Below are 22,229 nucleotides of genomic sequence, written 5' to 3' on the forward strand. Positions count from 1 at the left end.
ATGATGTCACGCGTCGCAAGACGACTGGCAGGGCCGGCCCTCATGGGGCTGGCCCTGCTGGTTGCAGGCTGTGAAAATTCCAGCAACCCTGAGTTGCATCGCTTCGCCGGCCCCATCTTCGGCACCGGGTTCCATGTCACGGTGGCTGCGGACCTGGACGCCGATGAGGTGGCGTCGCTCAAGCAGGCGAGCCTCGAGGCGCTCGACAAGGTCGACTGGCAGATGTCGACCTACAAGGACGCTTCGGAGCTCTCGAAGCTCAATCAGGCGCCGCTGGATACGCCGATCACGCTGTCGGATGGCCTGGCGCAGGTGCTGGCCGAGTCGCAGGATATCGGCAAGCGCTCCGACGGGGCCTTCGATATCACCGTCGGCCCGGCCGTCAATCTGTGGGGCTTCGGCCCGGATGAGCGTCTCGACAAGGCGCCGAGCGATGAACAGATCGCGCAGGCGCTGGAGAAGGTTGATCATCTGGCGCTGGAGCTCGATGGCAATACGGTGATCAAGCGCAAGCCGGTGTATGCCGACCTGTCGGGGATCGCCAAGGGTTATGGAGTGGACCGAGTCGCCGCTGTGCTCGAGGCCAATGGCATCGAGAACTATCTGGTCGAAGTCGGTGGCGAGATCCGCGTCAAGGGCGAGAAGCCCGGCCACAAGCCGTGGCGTATCGCCATCGAAGCGCCGAAGTCCTTCGAGCGCTCGGTGCAGCGCATCATCGATCCCGGCAATGCCGCGGTTGCCACCTCCGGTGATTACCGCAACTATTTCGAGCAGGACGGCGTACGTTACTCGCACACGATCGATCCACGTACCGGTCGACCCATCCAGCACAGTCTGGCCTCGGTCACCGTGATCACGCCGGATTGCGCGAGTGCGGACGCCTGGGCCACGGCACTCAACGTGCTGGGCGCCGAGAAGGCAATGACGATCGCAGATCGCGAGAACATTGCCGCCTATTTCATTGTCAAAACGGATGATGGCTTCAAACAGTCCTGGAGTCCGGCATTTGCGCCCTACCTGAAGGACGCGCCGGCGACAGGCGATACGAAGCCCGCAGATGAAGCCGGCGCCTGAGCTCGGTCTACCGAGAGCCGGCCGGGCTTTCTCATCTGCCATCTGTCGAGACACGCCTCCGACAGGGTCGGGTGCTCAGATTGCATGGCATCTTCTGGATGCTGTCCTGGATGATCCACAGGATCGATAGGGAGCAAGCTGCGCTGGAGCCGACCCGCGCGAGAGGTTCACAATGGGGCCATGCCCCGGGAGGAATGACATGACGATCTGGTTACTGGTATTCGCCGCGATGTTGCTGCTGATTGGCGTGATGGCCGTCGGTGTCCTGATGGGTCGCAAGCCGATCGCCGGCTCCTGCGGTGGTCTCAACAACCTCGGGCTCAAGGATGGCTGTGACATCTGTGGCGGCAAGGACGAGGAGTGCGAGAAGGAGCAGGATCGCCAGCGTCTGATGGCAGAGAGTGGCGGCAAGCTGGCCAGCGATCTGGCCTACGACGCCGCACGTCGCTGATTTCTGCTCTGATGGCTCAGAGCCCGCCGGCCGCAAGGCCTGCTACCGGCCCTGACATGGCAGTGTCACCGCGAGGTGAGACCGTACGTGTCAGGGCCGGTCTACGAACAATCAAGGAGCAAAGCGAGTCTCATGGCAGTCTATAACTACGATGTCGTCGTGATCGGTACCGGTCCGGCAGGGGAAAGCGCGGCAGTCAACGCGGCCAAGCATGGCAAGCGTGTCGCCGTGATCGAGGCTCAGTCTTCCGTGGGCGGCAACTGCACCCACAAGGGCACCATCCCTTCCAAGGCGCTGCGCCACGCGGTCAAGCAGATCATCGAGTTCAACACCAATCGCATGTTCCGCGATATCGGCGAGCCGCGCTGGTTCTCCTTCCCCAAGGTGCTGGAGCGTTCACGCCGCACCATCGAGCAGCAGGTTGAGATGCGTACGCGCTTCTACGCCCGCAATCGCATCGATGTGTTCTTCGGTACCGCGCGCTTCAAGGACGAGCACACCGTCGTGGTGCGCGATGCCCATGAAGGGGTCGAAGAGCTGCACGCGGAGAAGGTCGTGATCGCCACCGGCTCGCGTCCCTACCGCCCGGCGGACGTCAACTTCCGCCACCCGCGCATCTACTGCTCCGACACCATCCTGGGGCTGTCGCACACGCCGCGCACGCTGATCATCTACGGCGCCGGTGTCATCGGCTCCGAGTACGCCTCGATCTTCTCCGGCCTTGGCGTCAAGGTCGACCTGATCGATACGCGTGATCGTCTGCTGTCCTTCCTGGATAACGAGATTTCCGACGCGCTGTCCTACCACCTGCGCAACAACGGCGTGCTGGTGCGTCACAACGAGGAATACGATCGCATCGAGGGCGACGAGTCCGGCGTGGTCGTGCACCTCAAGTCCGGCAAGAAGCTGCGTGCTGACGCCTTCCTGTGGGCCAACGGCCGCACCGGCAACACCGACAGCCTCGGTCTCGAGAATGTCGGCCTGCAGGCCAATGGCCGCGGTCAGCTGACCGTCGATGATCAGTACCGCACCGAGCTGGACCACGTCTATGCGGTGGGCGATGTGATCGGCTGGCCGAGCCTGGCATCCGCCGCCTACGATCAGGGCCGCTTCGCCTCGGCCAACCTGCTGGGGGAAGAGTTCAAGTTCGTCAATGAGGTGCCGACCGGCATCTATACCATCCCCGAGATCAGCTCGGTGGGGCGTGGCGAGTCCGAACTGACCGAGGCGCGAATCCCCTACGAAGTGGGGCAGGCGTTCTTCAAGGACACCGCCCGCGCCCAGATCACCGGCGATACCGTCGGCATGCTCAAGATCCTGTTCCATCGCGATACGCTGGAAATTCTCGGTATCCACTGCTTCGGTGACCAGGCGTCCGAGATCGTGCACATCGGTCAGGCCATCATGCAGCAGAAGGGTGAGGCGAATACGCTCAAGTACTTCGTCAACACCACCTTCAACTACCCGACCATGGCGGAAGCCTATCGGGTCGCGGCCATGAATGGACTCAACCGTCTGTTCTGAGCGGCGAGGGCCTCGCGCCCGCTGACTTGAAGGCACACCACAAGGCCCCGACATCATTGATGTCGGGGCCTTGTCGTTTTCGGGCTCCCAACTGGGAAACCTTGTTGATGAGCCTTGAGGAAATGACGCATGCAGGATGATTCGCAGCAACACGACACTCGCCAGTCGGGCACGCAGTCACGCGAGACACTGCAGGATGATCCAACCACGGACCTCACGCTGCGGCTTGGCCATGAGGAGCTGATCATCCATCGCCGTTATGAGCTGGCCAGCATCATCAATGAGCTGGTGCTGGGCCTGCTGTTCACGATCGGCAGCGTGTGCTTCTTCCGGGAAGAGTGGATGACGCTGGGAATCTGGATGTTCGTGATCGGCTCGCTGCAGCTGACGCTCAAGCCGGTGATTCGCCTGGCGCGCCGCATGCACCTCAAGCGGATGCCCGAATCGGCGCTGGACCTCTAGCAGGCGGCTTCACGGCCGGTCTGTCTCTTCGGCTCACCGGCTCACCGGCGCTCTGGCTCTCTTGCTCTGGAGATCAGCGATAGCGATGCACGCGCAGACTCTTGAGGAAGGGCGTGTCCTCGATGCGCACGTCGCCGCGGCGGGCGCGGGTGCGTTCGGTGGGCGGCGTCGGGCTTGGCTGGTTGAGAGCGGGCAGGCGCAGGTCATCATGCGGCAGGAACAGCGGCAGAGAGACGTTCAGCGCGCGGCGCGTGCGTAGCTCACCGTCTTCGCGCATCACCGGCTCACGGTAGAACAGGTTGGCGCGCATCAGCGGTGCCTGGGGCTGGATGCGGGCCAGAATCTCATCCGATGGCAAGCCAGCGAGCAGCTTGAGCTGCAGGCGTACGTGCTCGGCCTCGGTATCCAGCTTCATCAGCAAGGCTTCACACTCCGCCACGCTGACGCGCTGGATCGAACGCCCGGAGCTGTACCAGGCGAAGCGCACTCGCGCCACCGGCGCCTCTGCCACCGGCACTCGTCGCCAGCACTGCTTGAGATGCAGCCGCGCCAGTCCATCGCCCCTCAGGTGCTGATTCAGTCCCGGATGGCGGAAGGGCAGAATCGCCTTCAGCTCGGCCAGTTGGTCGGGATACTTCTCGCGCAGCTCGGCGAAGAGCTCCGCCAGCTGCTCCTTGGCGGCGTTGAGCGCCGCGACGCGCTCGATCACCGTCGGGCCTGCGGCGACCACGCCCAGATAGGGGCGGGTGACTCGGCCGTCCTGGCCATCCTGATACCACACGTCCTGCAACGCCTGGCTGAGCCATTCGCTATCGGCACTGACGCCATCCAGCCGCCAGAGTGGCGAATTCTCTTCTCTGACCGCGGTGATGACCTGATCGGCGGCACTGATCTGCGTATCGAAGGCCGCTTCTATTCTGGCCATCAACTGGTATTCGGGCATGCTCTGCGTCCTGATTGCAGCAAGGGAGACGTGATTTTTTATCGCGTTATCTTGTTTAGCCTAGCGTGACCAGGATGGCAAGTCAGACCATGGCGGCATGCGCGGACAGAAGAGGGGCTCCGAGAGACTGAATCACCCGGATGGAGTGACGGGAGAGGCCGGCTGCGCCGGCGCCGACAGACCGAAACAGAAGAGGGCGCCACGCTGGGCGCCCTCCTGTCTCTGCGGGGGTCTGTGTGATCTCGACAGGGCGCTGTTGTCAGGCCGGCACCTGCAAAAGCCCGCTGGGCTCAGCGGTCGCGATAGCGCTCGGTGAGATCACCATAGGCATCGATGCGACGATCGCGCAGGTAAGGCCAGATGCGGCGCACATCTTCGCCGCGCGCCAGGTCCACATCGACCAGCAGTTCCTCGGGCTCGGTGCCGCCATGCGCCAGCAGCTCGCCCTGGGGGCCGCAGATGAAGCTGCCGCCCCAGAACAGGATGCCTTCGCTGGCAGGCGTCGGGTCCGCTTCATGGCCGACCCGGTTGGCGACGATCACCGGCACGCCATTGGCGACGCCGTGGCTGCGCTGGATCAGGGTCCAGGCATCCTTCTGGCGTTTCTGCTCGGCTTCATCGTCGCGCGGGTCCCAGCCGATGGCGGTGGGGTAGAGCAGCATCTCGGCACCGGCCAGCGCCATCAGGCGTGCGCCTTCGGGGTACCACTGGTCCCAGCAGACCTGCACGCCCAGACGGCCGACCGAGGTGTCGATGGGCTCGAAGCCGCGGCGCGGGGACTGTGCGCTGGGTGCATCGCCCGGCGTGAAGTAGAACTTCTCGTAGAAGCCGGGATCATCCGGAATGTGCATCTTGCGGAAGGTGCCGACCAGGCCAGCGGCCTTGTCGAGTACCACGGCGGTGTTGTGATACACGCCCGCCGCGCGGCGCTCGAAGATGGAGCCGACGATCACCAGGCCGAGTTCGGCGGCCAGGCTGGCCAGACGCTGGGTGGTCGGACCTTCGAGGGGCTCGGCGAGATCGAAGATCTCGGTGTCTTCGGTCTGGCAGAAGTAGTGGCTGGCATGCAGCTCCTGCAGCATCACCAGCTCAGCGCCATCGGCGGCAAGGCGACGAATGGCGGCTTCGCTGGCCGCCAGGCTTGTGTCCTTGTCGGGCCAGCCCTGTTGCTGGACGACACCGACCTTGAGTGTACGGCGGGAAGCAGTCATCACAGTGCTCCTTGAGAGGTGTTCGAGGTGGCCAGCGTGCCCTTGGGCAGTTGCATGGTCATGCAGTGCAGGCTGCCATGCTGGCGAATCACGGCGCGGCAATCGACCGGAATGATGTCACGCTTGGGGAAGGCGCTGGCGAGGGCCTTGAGGGCGATCATGTCGTGACGATCGGCGTAGGTCGGCACCAGCACGGCCCCGTTGATGATCAGGAAGTTGGCGTAGGTCGCCGGCAGGCGATGGCTGTCGTCCGGGTCGAAGCAGGCATCCGGCCACGGCAGCGGCACCAGGAAGTACGGGTCGCCATTGGCATCGCGCAGGGCTTCAAGCTCGGCTTCCATCGCCTTGAGCGCCGGGTAATGCGGGTCGTCGCGATCATCGCAGCGGACATAGGCGATGGTGCGCGGGTCGCAGAAGCGCGCCAGGGTGTCGACATGGCTGTCGGTGTCATCGCCTTCCAGATGACCATTGGCCAGCCACAGCACGCATTTGACCCCGAAATCGGCCTTGAGTTGCGCCTCGACCTGGGCGCGGCTCAGGCCGGCATTGCGGTTGTCGTTGAGCAGGCAGGCCTCGGTGGTCAGCAGGGTGCCCTGGCCGTCGCTCTCGATGCCGCCGCCTTCCAGAATGAAGTCGCGGCTTTCCACCGGGCTTGCGTAAGCCCCCTGCGCGGCGAGGGCGCGGGTCAGGGCATTGTCGCGGGCGGCCTCGAACTTGCCGCCCCAGCCGGTGAAGGTGTAGTCGAGCAGCACCGGCTGGCCATCACGTTCGATGGTGATGGGGCCATGGTCGCGCGTCCAGGTGTCATCCAGCGGCGCCACGAAAAGATGCAGGCGCTCGGCGGGCACGCCGAAACCGGCGAAGCGCGCGGCGAGGCGTTCGCGGGTGGCGTCATCGCTGACGCTGATCAGTACGTGCTGATAGCGGCTGATGGCGATCACCATGGCCTCGCAGGTGGCTTCGATGCTCTCGAGCATCTCGCTCCAGTCACTGTGCGGGCTGGGCCAGCTGAGCTGGATGGCGTCCTGCGGGTGCCATTCGGCGAGCAGACGGGTGGCCATGGGCATCTCCCTGATGAAGAGGTAACGATAAAGGCGCAAGCCGCAATGCCGCGGACTCGGCGCGCGATGATAGCAGAGCCATGCGCCGACGCTAGCCCTGTGGTGTCTGACGTACACATGTCTTGCCATGCTGGCGGTTCATGTTGGCCACAGACGAAGGCTGGCAAACTGCGTTCGAATATGGCTCCATGCGCCGAGCCTGCGGAATGCGTATCATGGCCCGCGACCCTGACCCAAGGAATCGACTTCGATGCTGCTGGATCGCCTACCCTTTCTGATCGGCCTGCGCTATACCCGCGCCAAGCGCCGTAACCATTTCATTTCCTTCATTTCCTTGACCTCGATGCTGGGGCTGTCGCTGGGCGTCGCCGTGCTGATTCTGGTGCTGTCGGTGATGAACGGCTTCGACCACGAGCTGCGCACCCGCGTGCTGGGCATGGTGCCGCATGTGCGCGTCGAGGCGCGTGACAGCGTTACCGACTGGGAGACGCTGGCCGGCAAGCTGCGCGAGAAGCCGCATGTCGTCGGTGCGGCGCCCTATATCGAGCAGCAGGGCATGTTCACCACCAACGGCCGCAACAAGGGCGCGTTGGTCACCGGTATCGATCCGTCCGCGGAGGACCAGGTCTCGATCATCAGCGAGCACATGGTGCAGGGCAGCCTGGCGGATCTCACGCCCGGCAGCTGGGGCATCGTGATGGGCGAGCTGCTGGCGCGCAACCTGGGCGTCGGCGTGGGGGATCGCGTCACGCTATTGGTGCCCGAGGCCTCCATCACGCCCGGGGGTATCTTCCCGCGCCTCAAGCGCTTCACGGTGACCGGTATCTTCAAGGTCGGCGCGGACGTCGATGCCAGCCTTGCCTACACCGATATCTCGGACATGGCCAAGCTGGCGCGCTTCAAGGAAGGCGACGTCCAGGGGGTGCGCCTGAAGCTCGATGACCTGTTCAGCGCCGATCAGGTCACCCGTGACATCGTCAGTCAGCTGGGGCCGCAGTATCGCGGCATGGACTGGAAGCGCACCCACGGCAACCTGTTCGCCGCCATCCAGATGGAGAAGAACATGATCGGCCTGCTGCTGATGGTGATCGTCGCCGTCGCGGCCTTCAACATCGTCTCGACGCTGGTGATGATGGTGACGGACAAGCACGCTGACATCGCCATCCTGCGCACCCTCGGGGCCAGGCCCGGTTCCATCATGGGCATCTTCATCGTGCAGGGGCTGACCATCGGCGTGATGGGCATCATCATCGGCGCCATCGCCGGTGTGGCGCTGGCGCTGAGCGTCTCCGACATCATCGCCTGGGTGCAGTCGACCTTCGGTATCCAGTTCCTGGACCCCAACGTCTACTTCATCAGCTATCTGCCGTCGCGCCTCGAGATGAGCGACATGGGCATCATCATCGGCTCCGCGCTGGTGCTGAGCTTCCTGTCGACGCTGTATCCGGCCTGGCGCGCCTCGCGCATCCAGCCGGCGGAGGTACTGCGCTATGAGTAATCCGTCGACACCGTCTGATGCATCCATCCGTTCTGCTGCTGGAGACACCGCCATGCCGACGCCGGCTTCTGACACTCACGCGCCGGGTCAGGCCCACGGCAAGCCGATGCTGATCTGTGAGCGCCTGAGTCGCAGTTACGATGAGGGCCCGCAAGAGGTGCAGGTGCTCGACGAGCTGGAGCTGCGCGTGCATGCCGGTGAGCGAGTCGCCGTCGTCGGCAGCTCCGGCTCCGGCAAGACCACGCTGCTCAACCTGCTTGGCGGGCTGGACCATCCCAGCCAGGGCATCGTGAAGGTGGCCGGCCAGCGCCTGTCCGAACTCAGCGAGTCGGCACTGGGCAGCTTCCGTAATCAGCACATCGGCTTCGTGTATCAGTTCCACCATCTGCTGGCGGAATTCAGTGCCGAAGAGAACGTGGCGATGCCGTTGATCATCCGTGGCCACAAGCGCGCCGAGGCTGCCGTCAAGGCGCGCAAGCTGCTGGAGCGGGTCGGCATGGCGCCGCGCGCCGATCACAAGCCGGGCGAGCTGTCCGGGGGTGAGCGCCAGCGCGTCGCCATCGCGCGTGCGCTGGTGACCGACCCGAGCCTGGTGCTGATGGATGAGCCGACCGGCAACCTGGATCAGACCACGGCGGCGCGCATTCTCGAGCTGATGGATGACATCGCGCGTGAAGCGCAGGCAGCCTTCATCATCGTGACCCACGACAACGGTCTGGCCGCGCACCAGCACCGTGTGCTGCGTCTGGACGGTGGCAAGCTGCACGAGGATTGAGGCGAGTCGCTGTTACGCCATGCCAGAAAGCCAAACGCCCCGCCATCGAGAGATGGCGGGGCGTTTTTCATGCGCGTCTGTCGGCAGCGTTCAGAGCTTGTCGGTGTCCTGCTCAGCATTCTGGCGTGACGATTGCTCCTTGCTGCAACGTCTGGCGGCCAGGCGCGCCTTGCGGCGGCTGCGCCAGTTGCGCACCACCTGATAGCGCCACAATAGGCGGACCAGCATGTTGGCCAGCAGTGCGAGGACGACGGCGCTGACCAGCGAACCCAGCGCCAGGGCGGGCAGGATGTCTTCCAGCTGATTGGCGAACCAGGCTGCGGAGACCTGGTCCGGCATCACGCGTGCGGGCGTGTCCAGCATCCAGGCACCCACGCGGTAGGTCGCGTAGTAGACCACCGGCATGGTCAGCGGGTTGGTCACCCACACCAGACCCACCGACAGCGCGAGGTTGCAGCGCAGTGCCCAGGCACCGAAGGCGGCCACCACCATCTGGAAGGGAATCGGCAGCAGTGCACAGAACAGCCCCACCATGCAGGCATTGGCCACAGTGCGTCGCGACAACGCCCACAGTGCGGGATCGGCGATCAGGTGATGCATGAAGCGCAGCGACTTCTTGCGCTTGAGGGCATCCGGTTCCGGCATGAGCCGCTTGAGTAGACGACGAGGCATGACTTGGCCATTTGGCATTCAACGCCGGCCATTATCCATACATGGCTACAGGACTGCCATGCTGACTGCGCAGTTATCCGGTTCGTGATCTGCAACCCGCGTGTCTCGATTCGGCACTGAGTACAGCAAAGCCCGCGCCATGCCTGACGGGCTGCGCCATGGGTGACCTTGCAAGAGGCCAGCAACATGTCAGGCGCCACCGTGAATAAATCGTCCCATCCCGCTCGATTCCGGCTGTCACCGGCCTCGCTGGCCCAGCTGCTGGCGGGACTGGTGGCGGGCATCTGGCTGTCACGCCAGGGCGAGTGGGGCGCGGATTGGCAGTCACGCTCATCGGCAGGGCTCGGTGCGCAAGAGAGTGGGGCGCATGGCTGGGCCGCCTTCATGACGCTGAGCGACAACCTGATGTTGGCCGCCTTGCTGCTCTGCTGGCTGATGGTGGCGGGGGCCTTGGCCGCCATTCCCGCCCGTGCTTTCGCGCACCCTGCTCCCGACGCTGGGTCACGCCGCTTTCGGCTCGGGGCCTTGAGTCTGCGGCTCTCGACAGCGCTGGGGGTCGGGCTGGTGATCGGCCTTCATCAGCAGCCGCTCGTGATGGCGGAGGCGTTGACGCGCCAGGAGCTGTGGCTGGAAGGCCGGGTCGAGCAGGTCAACCGCGCACTGCCGACGCCTGATGACTCGGTGCGCCTGGTGCTGCGTGTCTCGCGCTGTGATCTCTTCCAGCCGACGGAGGTCCCCGGCGCGGATGCCGGGCGTCAGGCCGCCTGTCAGCGGCTGCTGGATCAGCGGGTCCAGCTTCGGCGTTACTGGCCGCGCAAGCTGCCCCGCGATGTTGCGACACGCGAGGCGCTGGCGACTCCCTGGCAGGCCGGTGAGCGTTGGCGCATGGTCGTGCGTCTGGTACCGCCTCATGGTGTCAGCAACCCTGCCTTCGGGCGCTCAGCGAGCCCTGCGGAGTTTGACCGTGTCGCCTGGCTATGGCGTGAAGGTATCGTCGCCACGGGTTACGTGCGCCAACTGTCCCTTGCGCAGCGCTTGGCGCCACCCGGCGGGCTGGCAGCACTGCGTCTTCATGCCGAGCAGGCTCTGTGGCAGCGCTGTGGCGAGGGCGAGGGCGAGGATAAAGGTGGAGGCGAGGCACTGGTCGACTGGCCGGGTTCGCCCTGTCGCTGGCTGGCGGCATTGACGCTGGGCAAGGTCTCGGCACTGACCCATGACGACTGGGACACGCTGAACGCCACCGGGCTGACGCATCTGGCGGTGGTGTCGGGGCTGCATGTCGGATTGATGGCAAGCCTGGTGGTGGGGCTGAGTTTCGGCGTGCTGCGTCTCTGGCGACCGGGCGGATGGCGATTCAGCGTCGCGCCCTGGTGGCTTGCCTGTCTGGCGGCCTGGAGTTTCGCCTTGCTGGCAGGCCTGGCGCCGCCGGCATTGCGCGCCGCCTTGATGGTGACGGTCGGGCTTTGGATGGCGAGTGGCCGCAGCGGCCTGGGTGTCTGGCAGGTCTGGATGCTGGCGCTGATTCTGGTGCTGGGGCTGGACCCGCTGGCGCTGTGGCGCTCGGGTACCTGGCTATCATTCATCGCCGTGGCGGTGTTGTTGCTGGCCTGGCAGGGCCGCTCGCGACCGCGAGGAATGCGCGGCTGGTGTCTGGCCACGTTGCGCAGCCAGTGGTTGCTGACGCTGGTCATGGGTGCGGCCCTGCTGCTTTCGCGCGGCCAGCTGTCCTGGTTGTCGCTGCCGATGAATCTGCTGATGGCGCCCTTGGTGACGCTATTGATCGTGCCGCTTGGCATGCTGGGCTGGGGGCTTGCGGGACTCGAGCAGCTGTTGCTGTTCACGGGACTCGTCCCGTCACGGCCCGCGGCGATGCTCGCCGACGGTGTGTTCAGCGGCGGTCTATGGCAGCTGCTGGCACAGGGTATGGCGCAGACGATGGAGATATTGTCTTCGCTTGCGTCGACGCAGGGGCGCTGGCCGCAGACGCCAATGGCGGCGGGGCTGTCGGACGCCACTCCCTCGGCCTTGATCCTGACGCTCGCGCTGATGGCTCTGCTGGGTGCCTGGCTGGCGGAGGGGGTGCCGGGCCTCGATGGCCGTCTGAAGCGCCTGTTTGGCAGCGTGGCACTCTGCTGGGGGCTGTCGCTGGCGGCGCTGGCCTTGCCGTGGTCACCGGCGGCGCTGGCCACCGTCGGGCGGGACGCCGGCGCGCGCGCGACAGAAACCGCCTCGTTCTCGCCCCGGGCGCCCGCGCTCAGTCTGACGGTGCACGATGTCGGGCAGGGGCTGGCGCTGTCGCTGCACAGTCATCTGGCGCCGAGCGCGAGTGACTCGACTGACGCGTCACGGCAGGTGCCGAGGCACTGGCGTTACGACCTGGGGGCGGCGTCGCGCAATGCCAGCGCCCGTTTGCCGGGGGCAATGCCCGTGGCGGGAGAGCCTATCGGCGTGATCATGAGTCACGGGGATGGCGATCACGCCGGTGGACTGCAGGCGCTGTCTGCCGAGGAGATCACCGCCTTGTGGGTGCCGGCCGGGCAGCGGGCGCGACTGGAGCATCAGGTAAGCTGGCTCGATGAGGTGGCAATGCGGGAGTGTGTCGCCGGGCGCAGCATCACCCTCGGTGAGCTGCAGGGCCAGCCCGTGCGTATTGAGATGCTGTGGCCGCCAGCAGGGTTGAAGACCCGACGTGACAACGCGCACTCCTGTGTGGTCTTGATAGCACATGGCGCGCGCCCGCTGGCGTTGCTGACCGGCGATATCGGCCAGCAGCAGGAGCGCGAGTTGCAGGCGACGCTGCGCCAGCGGTTTGCCGGGCGCGGCTTGCCGTTGCTGGTGGTCGCGCATCACGGCAGCCGCTCCAGCAGTGGTGATGCTTGGCTTGAGAGTCTGGCGGCGCGTCACGCGATTGTCAGCGCCGGTCGCTACAATCCGCATGGTCATCCGCATCCGGACGTGGTGGAGCGTCTGGCGCGTCATGTCGAGTGTCTCTGGCATGTCGGGCTGGATGGTGCCTTGCACTGGGAGTGGTCGCCGCAGGGGGAGCGGCTGCAACCAGCGCGCAGGGCTGGCGGTATCGGAGTGAGGTGCCTTGGGGTAAAATCCGCTGAATGATCAGATGCATGGCGGATTCATACGGCCTGCGCGACAGGGATGGCGCGTGACATCTGACACGACAACAATGGTGCCCGCAGAGGCATCGAGACCAAGGGAGAGGTCACATGCTGGAAGCCTTGTACGCAGGGGGAGTCTTGATGCTCCCCATTCTCGGATGTTCCGTCGTGGCACTGGCCATCATCCTCGAGCGCCTGTGGACGCTGCGTCGTCGACGCATCGCGCCGAAGGGCCTGGGACAGCAGGTGTGTGAACTGATCAGCCAGGGACAGGTCAATGTCTACTGGCTGGAGAGTCATTCGCCGCTGGGCAACGTGCTGGCGGCGGGGCTGCGCAATGCGCGCCTGGGCAATGAGCAGGTACGCGCGCGCATGCAGGAGTCGGCCGTGGCCGTCATCCATGACATGGAACGCTTCCTGAGTCCGCTGGGTACCATCGCCGCCATCACGCCGCTTTTGGGGCTGCTGGGCACGGTGGTCGGCATGATCGACGTCTTCGCCGTGATCGTCGATGCGGGCAGCGCCGAGCGCGCCCAGGAGCTGGCCGGCGGGATTTCCCAGGCACTGGTGACGACGGCGTCCGGCTTGACGGTGGCGATTCCGGCACTGATGTTCCATCGCTATTTCCAGCGCTGTGTCGAGGACATCACCGTCAACATGGAGGAGCAGGCAGGGCAGGTGGTGGAGTATATCTCGCACCATCAGGGCGAGCTCGGGCTGGCCGAGAGCCATGACGGCATCGACCGTCGCCCGGGCCAGCGCCCCGGCCAGGTGCCGGAGCCCCATGAGCGCCTGCCGGAAGACCTGCCGGCCTACATGCGTCGTGACGCCGATGACCCCTATGGTGGCGATGATGGCAAGGGGGCAGGTGCCGGGAGGCCGTCATGAGGTTTCCGCGTCGCCAGCGTGAGTCGGTGGAGGTCAATCTCACCCCGCTGATCGACGTGGTGTTTCTGCTGCTGATCTTCTTCATGGTCTCGACCACCTTCGATAGCCGTCGAGCGCTGGACCTCATCCTGCCGCAGTCCAGTCAGGCCAGCGCGGTAGAGCAGGCGCCCTTGATCCTGAGCATCGGGGCGGCAGGTGATTTTACGCTCGGCGAGGCAAGCCTCGGCGAGAATGAACTGGGAGCGCAACTTGCGCAGTACAAGGACCAGGCAGATCGCTTCGGGTTGATCCTCGAAGCCGATGGCCGCACGCCCCACGCCAAGGTGGTCACGGCGCTGGACGCCGCCGCTGAAGTGGGTATCACCCGTGTGCGCATCAGTACGCGTATCGGGACGGAATCATCATCACCGGATGCCCCATGAGGGCGCCGCCCAAGTCTATGGAGACCCCGTGAGTCGCGACTCCACCTGGATTCATTACCGCCGCTTGCTCGGCTATGTTCGCCCGTACTGGAAGATGTTTCTGGCCGCCGTCGTCGGCTACATCATCTACGGTGCCTCGAGTACGGCGCTGGCCGAGATGATGAAGCGCCTGATCGACGGCATTCAGAATCCTGACGCCCAGTTCAGACTGTTCCTGCCGCTGTTCGTGATCGGCATGTTCGCCGTGCGCGGCGTCGGCACCTTCCTGGGCACCTACTGCATGAGTGATGTGGCGCGCAACGTGGTGCACACCCTGCGTACCACGGTGTTCAACCACATGCTGCACTTGCCGGGGCGCTATTTCGACGAGAACTCCACCGGCCATCTCATCACCCGCGTCACCTACCATGTCGAGCAGATCACCGGCGCGGCCACCAAGGCGCTGACCATCATCCTGCGCGAAGGCTTCTTCGTGCTCGGCCTGCTGGGCTATCTGTTCTGGACCAACTGGAAGCTGACGCTGGTGTTCATCGCGGTCACGCCGCTGATCGGCTGGGTGGTCAGCTATGCCAGCAAGCGCTTCCGCAAGCTCTCCAAGCGTATCCAGGGCTCGATGGGCGAGGTAACCCATGTCGCCTCCGAGGCGCTGTCCGGCCATCGTGTCGTGCGTACCCACGGTGCCGAGGATTACGAGAAGGCACGCTTCGCGGCGGTCAGTGAGTACAACCGCGAGCAGAAGATGAAGGAGGCGCTGACCAAGGCCACCGCCACGCCGGTCATCCAGCTGTTGATCGCCGTGGCGCTGGCCACGCTGGTGTGGCTGGCGATGGCGCCGGAACTGATGGCCGGCATGAGCGCCGGTGAGTTCGTCGGCTTCATCACCGCGGCTTCGATGATGGCCAAGCCGGTGCGTCAGTTGACCGAAGTCAACGGCGAGATCCAGAAGGGCATGGCGGCCTCGGAAGAACTGTTCGGTCTGCTGGATACGCCGGCAGAGCCGGACAACGGCACCCTGGTGCCCGAGGGGCGTCTCGAGGGGCGTGTACGCTTCGACAATGTCCACTTCCGTTATGCAGACCATCAGCCGGAGGTGCTCAAGGGCATCGATCTGGAGGTGAAACCGGGGCAGATGGTGGCCATCGTCGGGCGTTCGGGGTCGGGCAAGTCGACACTGATGAGCCTGTTGCCGCGCTTCTATGCACCGACCACCGGCCGCATCCTGATCGATGATGTCGCCATCGAGGACTACAAGCTGCGCCCGATGCGTCAGCAGATCGCGCTGGTCTCGCAGAATGTCACCCTGTTCAATGCCGACCTGACCGCCAACATCGCCTACGGCACCGGCGAGGTCGACAAGGCGCGGGTGGAAGAGGCGGCGCGTGCAGCCTATGCCCACGAATTCATCGAGCGGATGAGCGAAGGCTACGACACCATCGTCGGCGACAATGGCGTGATGCTCTCCGGTGGTCAGCGCCAGCGTATCGCCATCGCGCGTGCCATCTACAAGGACTCGCCGATCCTGGTGCTGGACGAGGCCACCTCGGCGCTGGATACCGAATCCGAACGCTATATCCAGCGCGCGCTGGAAGAAGTGTGTCAGGGCCGGACGACCTTCGTGATCGCCCACCGTCTGTCCACCATCGAGAAGGCGGACCGCATCCTGGTGATGGATGATGGCGAGATCATCGAAGACGGCACCCACGAATCATTGATTGCTCAGGAAGGTGCTTATGCCGCGCTGCATCGCATCCAGTTCCGGGAGACGGCAGACGCATGAGTGAACGACTGGTAGACGCCTGGTATCGCGGCGCTGGCTGGCTTCATCTGCTGCGCCCGCTGGAACATGTCTACAAGAATGTGGTGGCGCGCAAGCGCAATGCCTATCTCACCGGCAAGCGTGAGGTCTGGAAGGCGCCGGTGCCGGTGATCGTGATCGGCAACATCACCGTCGGTGGCACCGGCAAGTCACCACTGGTCGCCTGGCTGGGGCGCTGGTTGAGCGAGCAGGGCTGGCGCCCGGGCATCATCTCGCGCGGCTACGGCGGGCATTCGCCGCGCTATCCCCTCTACGTGCAGGCCGATACCGATCCTCAGCATGCCGGCGATGAGCCGGTGATGCTGGCCCAGCAGACCGGCCTGCCGGTGGCGGTCGACCCGGATCGCCCGAGCGCGGCGCGGCGCCTGATTGCCGCGGGCTGCGACATTCTGCTCTCCGATGACGGTCTGCAGCATCATGCGCTGGGGCGCGATATCGAGCTGGTGGTCGTGGACGGTGAGCGTGCCTTCGGCAATCAGCGTTGCCTGCCCGCCGGGCCGCTGCGCGAGCCGTTGTCGCGCCTCGCCAGTGTCGATGCGGTGATCTCCAACGGTGTCATCGACTGCTCGCGCCTGCCGGTGGAATCGCATTGCATGAAGCTGACGCCGGTCCACTGGCGCCACCTGATCGACGACGTGCGCTATCCTGCCCATCAGCTGCCGTTCAGCGGTCAGGTGCATGCGTTGGCCGGTATCGGCAATCCGCAGCGCTTCTTCCGCACCCTGACCAACCTCGGGGTCGAGCATCTGCCGCGTCCGCTGGCGGACCACCATCGCTTCACGCCGACGGATCTGCGCTTTTCCGACAATCTGCCCGTGGTGATGACCGCCAAGGACGCCGTCAAGTGTCGCAGCTTCGCCAATGAGCGCTGCTGGGCGCTGGATGTCGAGGCGCGTCCGGATCAGGCGCTGGTGGATTGGCTCGCCAAACGCCTTGAAGCGCTCTGAGAGCTTGATCGCTGAATTTTCTTTCTTTTCTGCTGTTATTCCGGAGATGTCTCGATGGACAAGGAACTGCTCGCGCTACTGGTTTGCCCGCTGTGTCAGGCCAAGCTGACCTATGATGCGGCGAATGCCGAGCTCAAGTGCTTCTACGATGGCCTCGCCTATCCGGTACGCGACGGCATTCCCGTCATGCTGGAAGAAGAAGCGCGCCAGATGGATGCCGACGAGAAGCTCAAGGGGAGCCGCGGCTGATGAGTGACCTTCTGCAGCAGGGGCAGGCAGACGACAGCCGTTCAGAGGACGAGTCCGGCTTCGTGGTCGTGATTCCGGCGCGCTTCAACTCCTCACGCCTGCCGGGCAAGCCCCTGGCGGACATTCATGGCCAGCCGATGATCGAGCACGTCTGGCGCAATGCCTGCGCCAGTCAGGCCAGCCGGGTCGTGATCGCCACCGATGACGAGCGCATCCGTGAGGCCTGTGAAGGCTTCGGGGCCGAGGTGGTGATGACGCGTGCCGATCACCCCAGCGGGACGGACCGTCTTGCCGAGGTAGTCACGCTGCTGGCGCTGGCCCCCGAGACCCTGGTGGTCAACGTCCAGGGCGACGAGCCGCTGCTGCCGGCGGCGCTGATCGATCAGGTGGCGGTACGCCTCGAGGAAGACGAGGGTGCCTCGATCGCCACGCTGGCGGAGTCGATCGCCAGCGTCGACAGCCTGTTCAATCCCAATGTGGTCAAGGTGGTGCGTGATCTGCGTGGGCGTGCCCTTTACTTCTCGCGTGCACCTATCCCGTGGGACCGCGAGCACTTCACCACGCCGCCGGACATGCTGGCCACCGATTCCTGGCTGCGCCATATCGGTCTCTACGCCTATCGTGCCAGCTTCCTGACCGATTACGTCGACTGGCTGCCGGCCCCGCTGGAGCAGCTCGAACAGCTCGAGCAGCTGCGCGCGCTGCATCATGGTCATGCCATCCAGGTGGCCATTGCCTGCACGGCGCATCCGGCCGGTGTCGATACGCCGGAGGATCTCGAGCGCGTGCGCGACTGGCTGGCGCAAGCAGCGGCAGGCAGCGAGAGCGGAGAGGCCTGATGAGCGAGCTTCTTGAGCAACTGGCCCAGCGTCAGGCGCCATTGGAGCGCATCCTGATGGTGTGCCTGGGCAATATCTGCCGCTCGCCGAGTGCCGAAGGCGTGTTGCGTGCGGCGCTGACGCGCCATGGTCTGGAGCAGGTCGTCACGGTGGACAGTTGCGGCACCAGTGACTGGCATGTCGGCGGTCAGCCTGATTCGCGGGCCATCGCCCATGCGGCCAAGCGCGGGCACGACATCAGCACGTTGCGTGCCCGTCAGTTGTGCGAGCAGGACTTTCACGACTTCGATCTGATTCTGGTGATGGACGATGCCAATCTTGCCGATACCCGTGCCTTGGCTGCGCGCAGCAACAGTGGTGATCAGGCGCTGATCGGTCGCCTGCTGGACCTGCTGCCGACCCCGTTGCCCGCGCTGGCAGCGGGCAGTCGTGAGGTGCCGGACCCCTACACCGGAGGCCCCGATGCCTTCGAGCGTGTGCTTGATCTGATCGATGTGGCCTGTGAGGCACTCATTGCGGCACTGCCTGCGGCGACCACGGCGCGGGCGCGCTCATGACTCCGGTAACAAGTGATCAGAACGCTGGCGACACCTCGCAACGTGAGGGTGTGGCGCTGGATGGCTGCAATACGCTGGGCTTCTCGGCGCGTGCCCGCGCCCTGAGTGAGCCACACACCGTCGAGGCGGCCAGGGCGCAGGTGCTGGCCTCCCGGCAGGCTGGAGAGCGCCTGGTGGTGATCGGCGGCGGCAGCAATCTGGTATTGCTGCCGTGGCTGGATGCCCATGTCATGCGTCCGGCCTTTGATGAGGTCACCATCACGCCGGCAGAAGACGGCCTGACAGCCACGGTCTCCGTCGAAGCCGGCAAGCGCTGGCATGCCCTGGTGATGGAGCTGGCCGCCGCCGGCTGGTGGGGCTATGAAAATCTGGCGCTGATTCCCGGGTGCTGCGGTGCGGCGCCTATCCAGAATATCGGTGCCTATGGCGTCGAGCTGGCAGACCATCTGCTGCGCCTGGAAGTCATGTCGCTGGAAGATGGCAGCTGCCGCTGGATGAATCGTGAGGAATGCGGTTTCGGCTATCGCGACAGCATCTTCAAGGGCGCGCTTGAGCATCGCGTGCTGATCACGCGTCTGGAGTTGCAGGTGTCGCGCCAGGCGTCGCCCCGGCTCGGTTATGGTGATCTCGCCCAGCGCGTCAGTGCGGCGCTGCCGCAAGGAGAGGAGGCGACGCCGTTGCAGGTCGCCCGGGCGGTGATTGCCACGCGCAGTGAGAAGTTGCCCGACCCCGCGCAACTGGGCAATGCCGGCAGTTTCTTCAAGAATCCGCAGCTTCCCCAGGCCGAGGCCCAGGCGCTGCTGACCCGCTTCCCGGGCTTGCCGCATTACCCGCAGGCCGATGGCAGCATCAAGCTGGCAGCAGGCTGGCTGATCGATCAATGTGGTCTCAAGGGCGCGCGCAGAGGCCATGTCGGCGTACATGCTCGGCAGGCGCTGGTGCTGGTGCACTTCGGCGAGGGGGCCGTCACGGAGCTGCTGGCACTGGCGCAGGAGGTGCGTGAGGCCGTCCACACCCGCTTCGGGGTCTGGCTCGAGCAGGAGCCGCGGGAGCTTGGGATGATGCCTGAAGGGTGATGCCCGAGGGCTGAGGCCCAGAGTCGTGCACACGAGACCTGCGCTGAAGTGAAGGCATGCACACCAGGCGCTGAAAATAGCATGCACTGAAAACAAGAACGCCCCGCAGGCAAGCCTGTGGGGCGTTCTTGTTTTCAGTGCTTGGTTCTGACTTGCTGCTCAACGGGAGCGGCTGGCATAGACCTTGGCATAGTCCCTGTCTTGCTGCCTTTCTGGCGCCCCCTTCAGCGCTGGTGGCTGAAAGGGGCGCCAGAGTGACGGCAGGGGCAGGGCGCCAGCCTCAGGACTCAGTGAGACGTGTTGCTGTCATCCTGAGCGGTCGTGTCCTGAGTCTCTGCGCTGGCCTGTTGTGCAGCAGCACGTTCGGCAGCTTCACGCTCACGACGACGCACTTCGCGCGGATCGTTGTAGGCGCGTTCGCCACGGCGACGGCGGGTTTCGGTGGCTGGCTGCGTGCTGTCCTGCTGCGCGCCTTCTGCCACTGTCGTCTCGTCTTGCTCGCTCGGCGCCTGCTTGTGCTCGCTGTCAGCAACTTCCCCAGTGTGGGAGTCGTTGCTCACGGCTTGCGCCACGGCGACATTGTCGTGACGCTCGGCAGTCGCGAACGCTGTCTCGGCCGGCGCATTCTCGACGCTGGCGCTGACGTTGACGGCGCTTTCGGCACCTTCAGCAGCAGCATCAGAGCCTTCAGCGTTTGCAGAGCCGTCAGCAGAATCAGAGCCCTCAGCTGATTGAGAGCCTTCAGCTGATTGAGAGCCTTCAGCAGCTTCAGCGACAGTATCTGCGGTGCGCTCAGTGCTGACGGCAGGCTCAATCTCAGTGCTGGCCACGTCAGCGCTTTGCGTCACCTTCGCCTCGCTGGTCTCAGTCTGCTGGGGAGCCTCTTCGTGCGCGGCCTCCTGTGCTGGCTGTTCAGCGGCTGCTTCTTCCAAGGCAGGTTCTTCCGCCACAGGCTGCGCAGGCTGGCTGGCAGTGTCGGCTTCAGCGGCGACCGCTTCCTCTGCTTCAGCGACAGGTGCCTGAGCTTCGGTCTGCTCGGCAGCTTGCTCTTCGGCGGCCAGTGCCTGGGCGCCTTCCTCGGCGACGGCTGGCGCTTCAGGCGAAGCGGCTTCGCTGGTCACGCTTTCCTTCAGCGACTGCTCATCGGCCGCGGCTTCCGGCGCGACTTCTGCCGCGGTGACGGCCGGCGTGTCGACGGCGTCGTCAGCTTCGCTGGCCTGCGGCTGGTGCACGCTTGGCTGCTGGACGGCGTGCTGCTCAGTGCGCTGGGCGGCGTGTTGCTCAGTCTTCTGCGCCTGGTGAGCGCCAGTGACAGGCGCTTCGGACGCCTCTTCGACTGGTGCTTCGACAGGTACTTCGACGACCAGCTCGGGCACTTCCGCTGTCGCTGGCTCAGACTCAGACGCTTGCGCATCGGATGCCGCTGACTCAGGGGCTACCGTCTCTCTCAGCGTCTCGTTGCTCGGCTCGCTGACTTCCGGTGCAACGGAAGCCGTGAGGTCTGCGCTGGCAGACTGCTCGGCGCTGGCCGGTGCGTCCTGTGCCGCGGTGCTGTTTTCACCCTGCGGGGCGCTGGTTTCAGCCTGCGAGGCGCTGTCGTTGCTTTGCGGGGCGCTTTCCTTGCCTTGCGGGGCATTGGCTTCGCCTTGCGGGGCAGCGGTAGTGGCGCTGACGGCTTCGGCACCTTCCTCGGCAATGGCCGGTACCGCAGTGGTTGCCGAAGTGGCGGCTGCCGAAGCAGCGGCTGCCTGCGGGCCTGCCAGCGTCATGGCCTTGAGCGACTTCTGCTCTTCGACCGCCTGCGGGTTCAGAGCATGCTGACGGCTGCGAACACGCGGGTTGTTGCGGGTCTGCTGGTCTTCGTTGCTGACCTGCTGTTCCACCTGCTCGGCCTGTTCGGCTGCCTTGATGGACTCGCGTGCCTGCTTGCTGTCGACCTGCTCGGCCTTGTCAGTCTTGGCCGGCTTTTCACCACGCGCCGGCTTGTCGCTGCGCTTGCCGGAATCGCGCTTGCTGGCGTTGTCGGCCTTGGCGTTCTGGCTGTCGCTGCTCCTGGCTTCGGCTTTCGGGCTGTTGTCAGTCTGCGGCGTCTGCTCCGGTTCAGCCTGCGGCTTGCTGTCGTTGGTGACGATTTCCTGCTGGCTGTCCTGACGCGACTCGTTGGACTTGCGACGGTTGCCACGGTCGTTGCGCTGACGGCGCTTGTTGCTGCTGCGGCCATCGTTCTGGCTGTTGCTGTCAGCGTCGTTGCCGCGGGAATCGTTGCCGCTGTTGCGTGACTCGCCGTCGTTGTTGCGTGACGCGTTGTCATTGCGACGACGGGAGTCCTTGCGGTTGTCATCACGCTCGTTGCCACGGCCGTCGTTGCTACGTTCGTTGTTGCGGTCGTTGCTACGTTCAGCGTTGCGGCCATTGCGGGAGTCGTTGCGAGCCGCTGCTGGAGCGCTGGCTTCACTGACGGTCTCGCGACGCTCGCGGGCCTTTTCCAGTGCCTTGCGGGCTTCGCTGGACTTGGCCGGCACGGCGGTGTCGCTGTCATTGCCCAGCAGGCGGCTGAAGCCTCGGGCCAGACGCGACAGCAGGCCGCCACCGGCGGCCGGAGCGGCAGTCCTGGCGGGAGTCTGGGCTGACGACTGCGCCACGACTTCCTG

19 protein-coding genes are annotated in these 22,229 nt (G+C 65.0%); 15 read left to right on the forward strand and 4 right to left on the reverse strand.

What is annotated here, in order from left to right; genetic code table 11:
- From U0O11_RS04305 to U0O11_RS04320, 4 genes are all read left to right on the forward strand, one after another.
- The gene (locus U0O11_RS04305; RefSeq protein WP_324691850.1) at nucleotides 1–1,074 is read left to right on the forward strand and encodes an FAD:protein FMN transferase; all 1,074 of its coding nucleotides are present in this window, start codon (nucleotides 1–3) and stop codon (nucleotides 1,072–1,074) included.
- A 199-nt stretch (nucleotides 1,075–1,273) separates the two neighbouring features.
- A complete protein-coding gene (nqrM, locus tag U0O11_RS04310; protein WP_324691852.1) occupies nucleotides 1,274–1,525 on the forward strand; it encodes a (Na+)-NQR maturation NqrM in 252 nt (83 codons plus the stop codon).
- Between the two features lie 132 nt (nucleotides 1,526–1,657).
- Nucleotides 1,658–3,049, forward strand: a complete 1,392-nt coding sequence (gene sthA, locus U0O11_RS04315) for a Si-specific NAD(P)(+) transhydrogenase (RefSeq protein ID WP_043331912.1) — start codon at nucleotides 1,658–1,660, stop codon at nucleotides 3,047–3,049.
- A gap of 129 nt (nucleotides 3,050–3,178) precedes the next feature.
- Complete coding sequence (locus tag U0O11_RS04320) at nucleotides 3,179–3,511, forward strand: YrhK family protein (protein ID WP_324691853.1); 333 nt, start codon at nucleotides 3,179–3,181, stop codon at nucleotides 3,509–3,511.
- 73 nt (nucleotides 3,512–3,584) lie between these two features.
- Here U0O11_RS04320 and U0O11_RS04325 read toward each other — a convergent pair whose 3' ends face one another.
- The 3 genes from U0O11_RS04325 to U0O11_RS04335 form a co-directional block, all read right to left on the reverse strand.
- Nucleotides 3,585–4,454: a DNA replication terminus site-binding protein gene (locus U0O11_RS04325; RefSeq protein WP_043331911.1), complete on the reverse strand. Its 870-nt coding sequence runs from the start codon at nucleotides 4,452–4,454 to the stop codon at nucleotides 3,585–3,587.
- A 290-nt stretch (nucleotides 4,455–4,744) separates the two neighbouring features.
- A complete protein-coding gene (locus tag U0O11_RS04330; RefSeq protein ID WP_324691855.1) occupies nucleotides 4,745–5,665 on the reverse strand; it encodes a carbon-nitrogen hydrolase in 921 nt (306 codons plus the stop codon).
- Nucleotides 5,665–6,726, reverse strand: coding sequence for an agmatine deiminase family protein (locus U0O11_RS04335; RefSeq protein WP_324691857.1), 1,062 nt, complete (start codon nucleotides 6,724–6,726; stop codon nucleotides 5,665–5,667). The genes U0O11_RS04330 and U0O11_RS04335 overlap by 1 nt, the downstream gene beginning before the upstream one ends.
- A gap of 253 nt (nucleotides 6,727–6,979) precedes the next feature.
- Here U0O11_RS04335 and U0O11_RS04340 point away from each other — a divergent pair, with 253 nt between their 5' ends.
- Both U0O11_RS04340 and U0O11_RS04345 read left to right on the forward strand, forming a co-directional pair.
- Complete coding sequence (locus U0O11_RS04340) at nucleotides 6,980–8,224, forward strand: lipoprotein-releasing ABC transporter permease subunit (protein ID WP_043332064.1); 1,245 nt, start codon at nucleotides 6,980–6,982, stop codon at nucleotides 8,222–8,224.
- A gap of 52 nt (nucleotides 8,225–8,276) precedes the next feature.
- Nucleotides 8,277–8,999, forward strand: a complete 723-nt coding sequence (locus U0O11_RS04345; RefSeq protein ID WP_054555014.1) for an ABC transporter ATP-binding protein — start codon at nucleotides 8,277–8,279, stop codon at nucleotides 8,997–8,999.
- Nucleotides 9,000–9,089: 90 nt separating this feature from the next.
- On the opposite strand, the gene U0O11_RS04350 is transcribed toward U0O11_RS04345, so the two are convergent.
- On the reverse strand, nucleotides 9,090–9,671 hold the full coding sequence (locus tag U0O11_RS04350; protein WP_043331907.1) for a DUF2062 domain-containing protein: 582 nt from the start codon (nucleotides 9,669–9,671) through the stop codon (nucleotides 9,090–9,092).
- 201 nt (nucleotides 9,672–9,872) lie between these two features.
- Between U0O11_RS04350 and U0O11_RS04355 the strand changes: the two genes are divergently transcribed.
- The 9 genes from U0O11_RS04355 (at nucleotide 9,873) to murB (ending at nucleotide 19,578) form a co-directional block, all read left to right on the forward strand.
- The gene (locus U0O11_RS04355) at nucleotides 9,873–12,785 is read left to right on the forward strand and encodes a ComEC/Rec2 family competence protein (protein WP_225347684.1); all 2,913 of its coding nucleotides are present in this window, start codon (nucleotides 9,873–9,875) and stop codon (nucleotides 12,783–12,785) included.
- Nucleotides 12,786–12,892: 107 nt separating this feature from the next.
- On the forward strand, nucleotides 12,893–13,672 hold the full coding sequence (locus tag U0O11_RS04360) for a MotA/TolQ/ExbB proton channel family protein (RefSeq protein WP_082388116.1): 780 nt from the start codon (nucleotides 12,893–12,895) through the stop codon (nucleotides 13,670–13,672).
- Nucleotides 13,669–14,094 carry an ExbD/TolR family protein gene (locus U0O11_RS04365; protein WP_225347685.1) on the forward strand — a complete coding sequence of 142 codons (426 nt, stop codon included), beginning with the start codon at nucleotides 13,669–13,671 and terminating at the stop codon, nucleotides 14,092–14,094. Before U0O11_RS04360 ends, U0O11_RS04365 begins: the two co-directional genes overlap by 4 nt.
- A gap of 28 nt (nucleotides 14,095–14,122) precedes the next feature.
- Nucleotides 14,123–15,871, forward strand: a complete 1,749-nt coding sequence (gene msbA / locus U0O11_RS04370; RefSeq protein ID WP_225347686.1) for a lipid A export permease/ATP-binding protein MsbA — start codon at nucleotides 14,123–14,125, stop codon at nucleotides 15,869–15,871.
- A complete protein-coding gene (gene lpxK, locus U0O11_RS04375; protein WP_054555010.1) occupies nucleotides 15,868–16,857 on the forward strand; it encodes a tetraacyldisaccharide 4'-kinase in 990 nt (329 codons plus the stop codon). The genes msbA and lpxK overlap by 4 nt, the downstream gene beginning before the upstream one ends.
- A 54-nt stretch (nucleotides 16,858–16,911) precedes the next feature.
- The gene (locus U0O11_RS04380; protein ID WP_043331901.1) at nucleotides 16,912–17,106 is read left to right on the forward strand and encodes a Trm112 family protein; all 195 of its coding nucleotides are present in this window, start codon (nucleotides 16,912–16,914) and stop codon (nucleotides 17,104–17,106) included.
- On the forward strand, nucleotides 17,106–17,945 hold the full coding sequence (gene kdsB, locus U0O11_RS04385; protein ID WP_225347687.1) for a 3-deoxy-manno-octulosonate cytidylyltransferase: 840 nt from the start codon (nucleotides 17,106–17,108) through the stop codon (nucleotides 17,943–17,945). Before U0O11_RS04380 ends, kdsB begins: the two co-directional genes overlap by 1 nt.
- The gene (locus U0O11_RS04390) at nucleotides 17,945–18,502 is read left to right on the forward strand and encodes a low molecular weight protein-tyrosine-phosphatase (protein WP_225347688.1); all 558 of its coding nucleotides are present in this window, start codon (nucleotides 17,945–17,947) and stop codon (nucleotides 18,500–18,502) included. The genes kdsB and U0O11_RS04390 overlap by 1 nt, the downstream gene beginning before the upstream one ends.
- Nucleotides 18,499–19,578: a UDP-N-acetylmuramate dehydrogenase gene (murB, locus tag U0O11_RS04395; protein ID WP_225347689.1), complete on the forward strand. Its 1,080-nt coding sequence runs from the start codon at nucleotides 18,499–18,501 to the stop codon at nucleotides 19,576–19,578. The genes U0O11_RS04390 and murB overlap by 4 nt, the downstream gene beginning before the upstream one ends.
- Nucleotides 19,579–22,229 lie beyond the last annotated feature (2,651 nt).

It is taken from the genome of Cobetia sp. D5, from assembly GCF_035666195.1.
Lineage (GTDB): Bacteria > Pseudomonadota > Gammaproteobacteria > Pseudomonadales > Halomonadaceae > Cobetia > Cobetia amphilecti.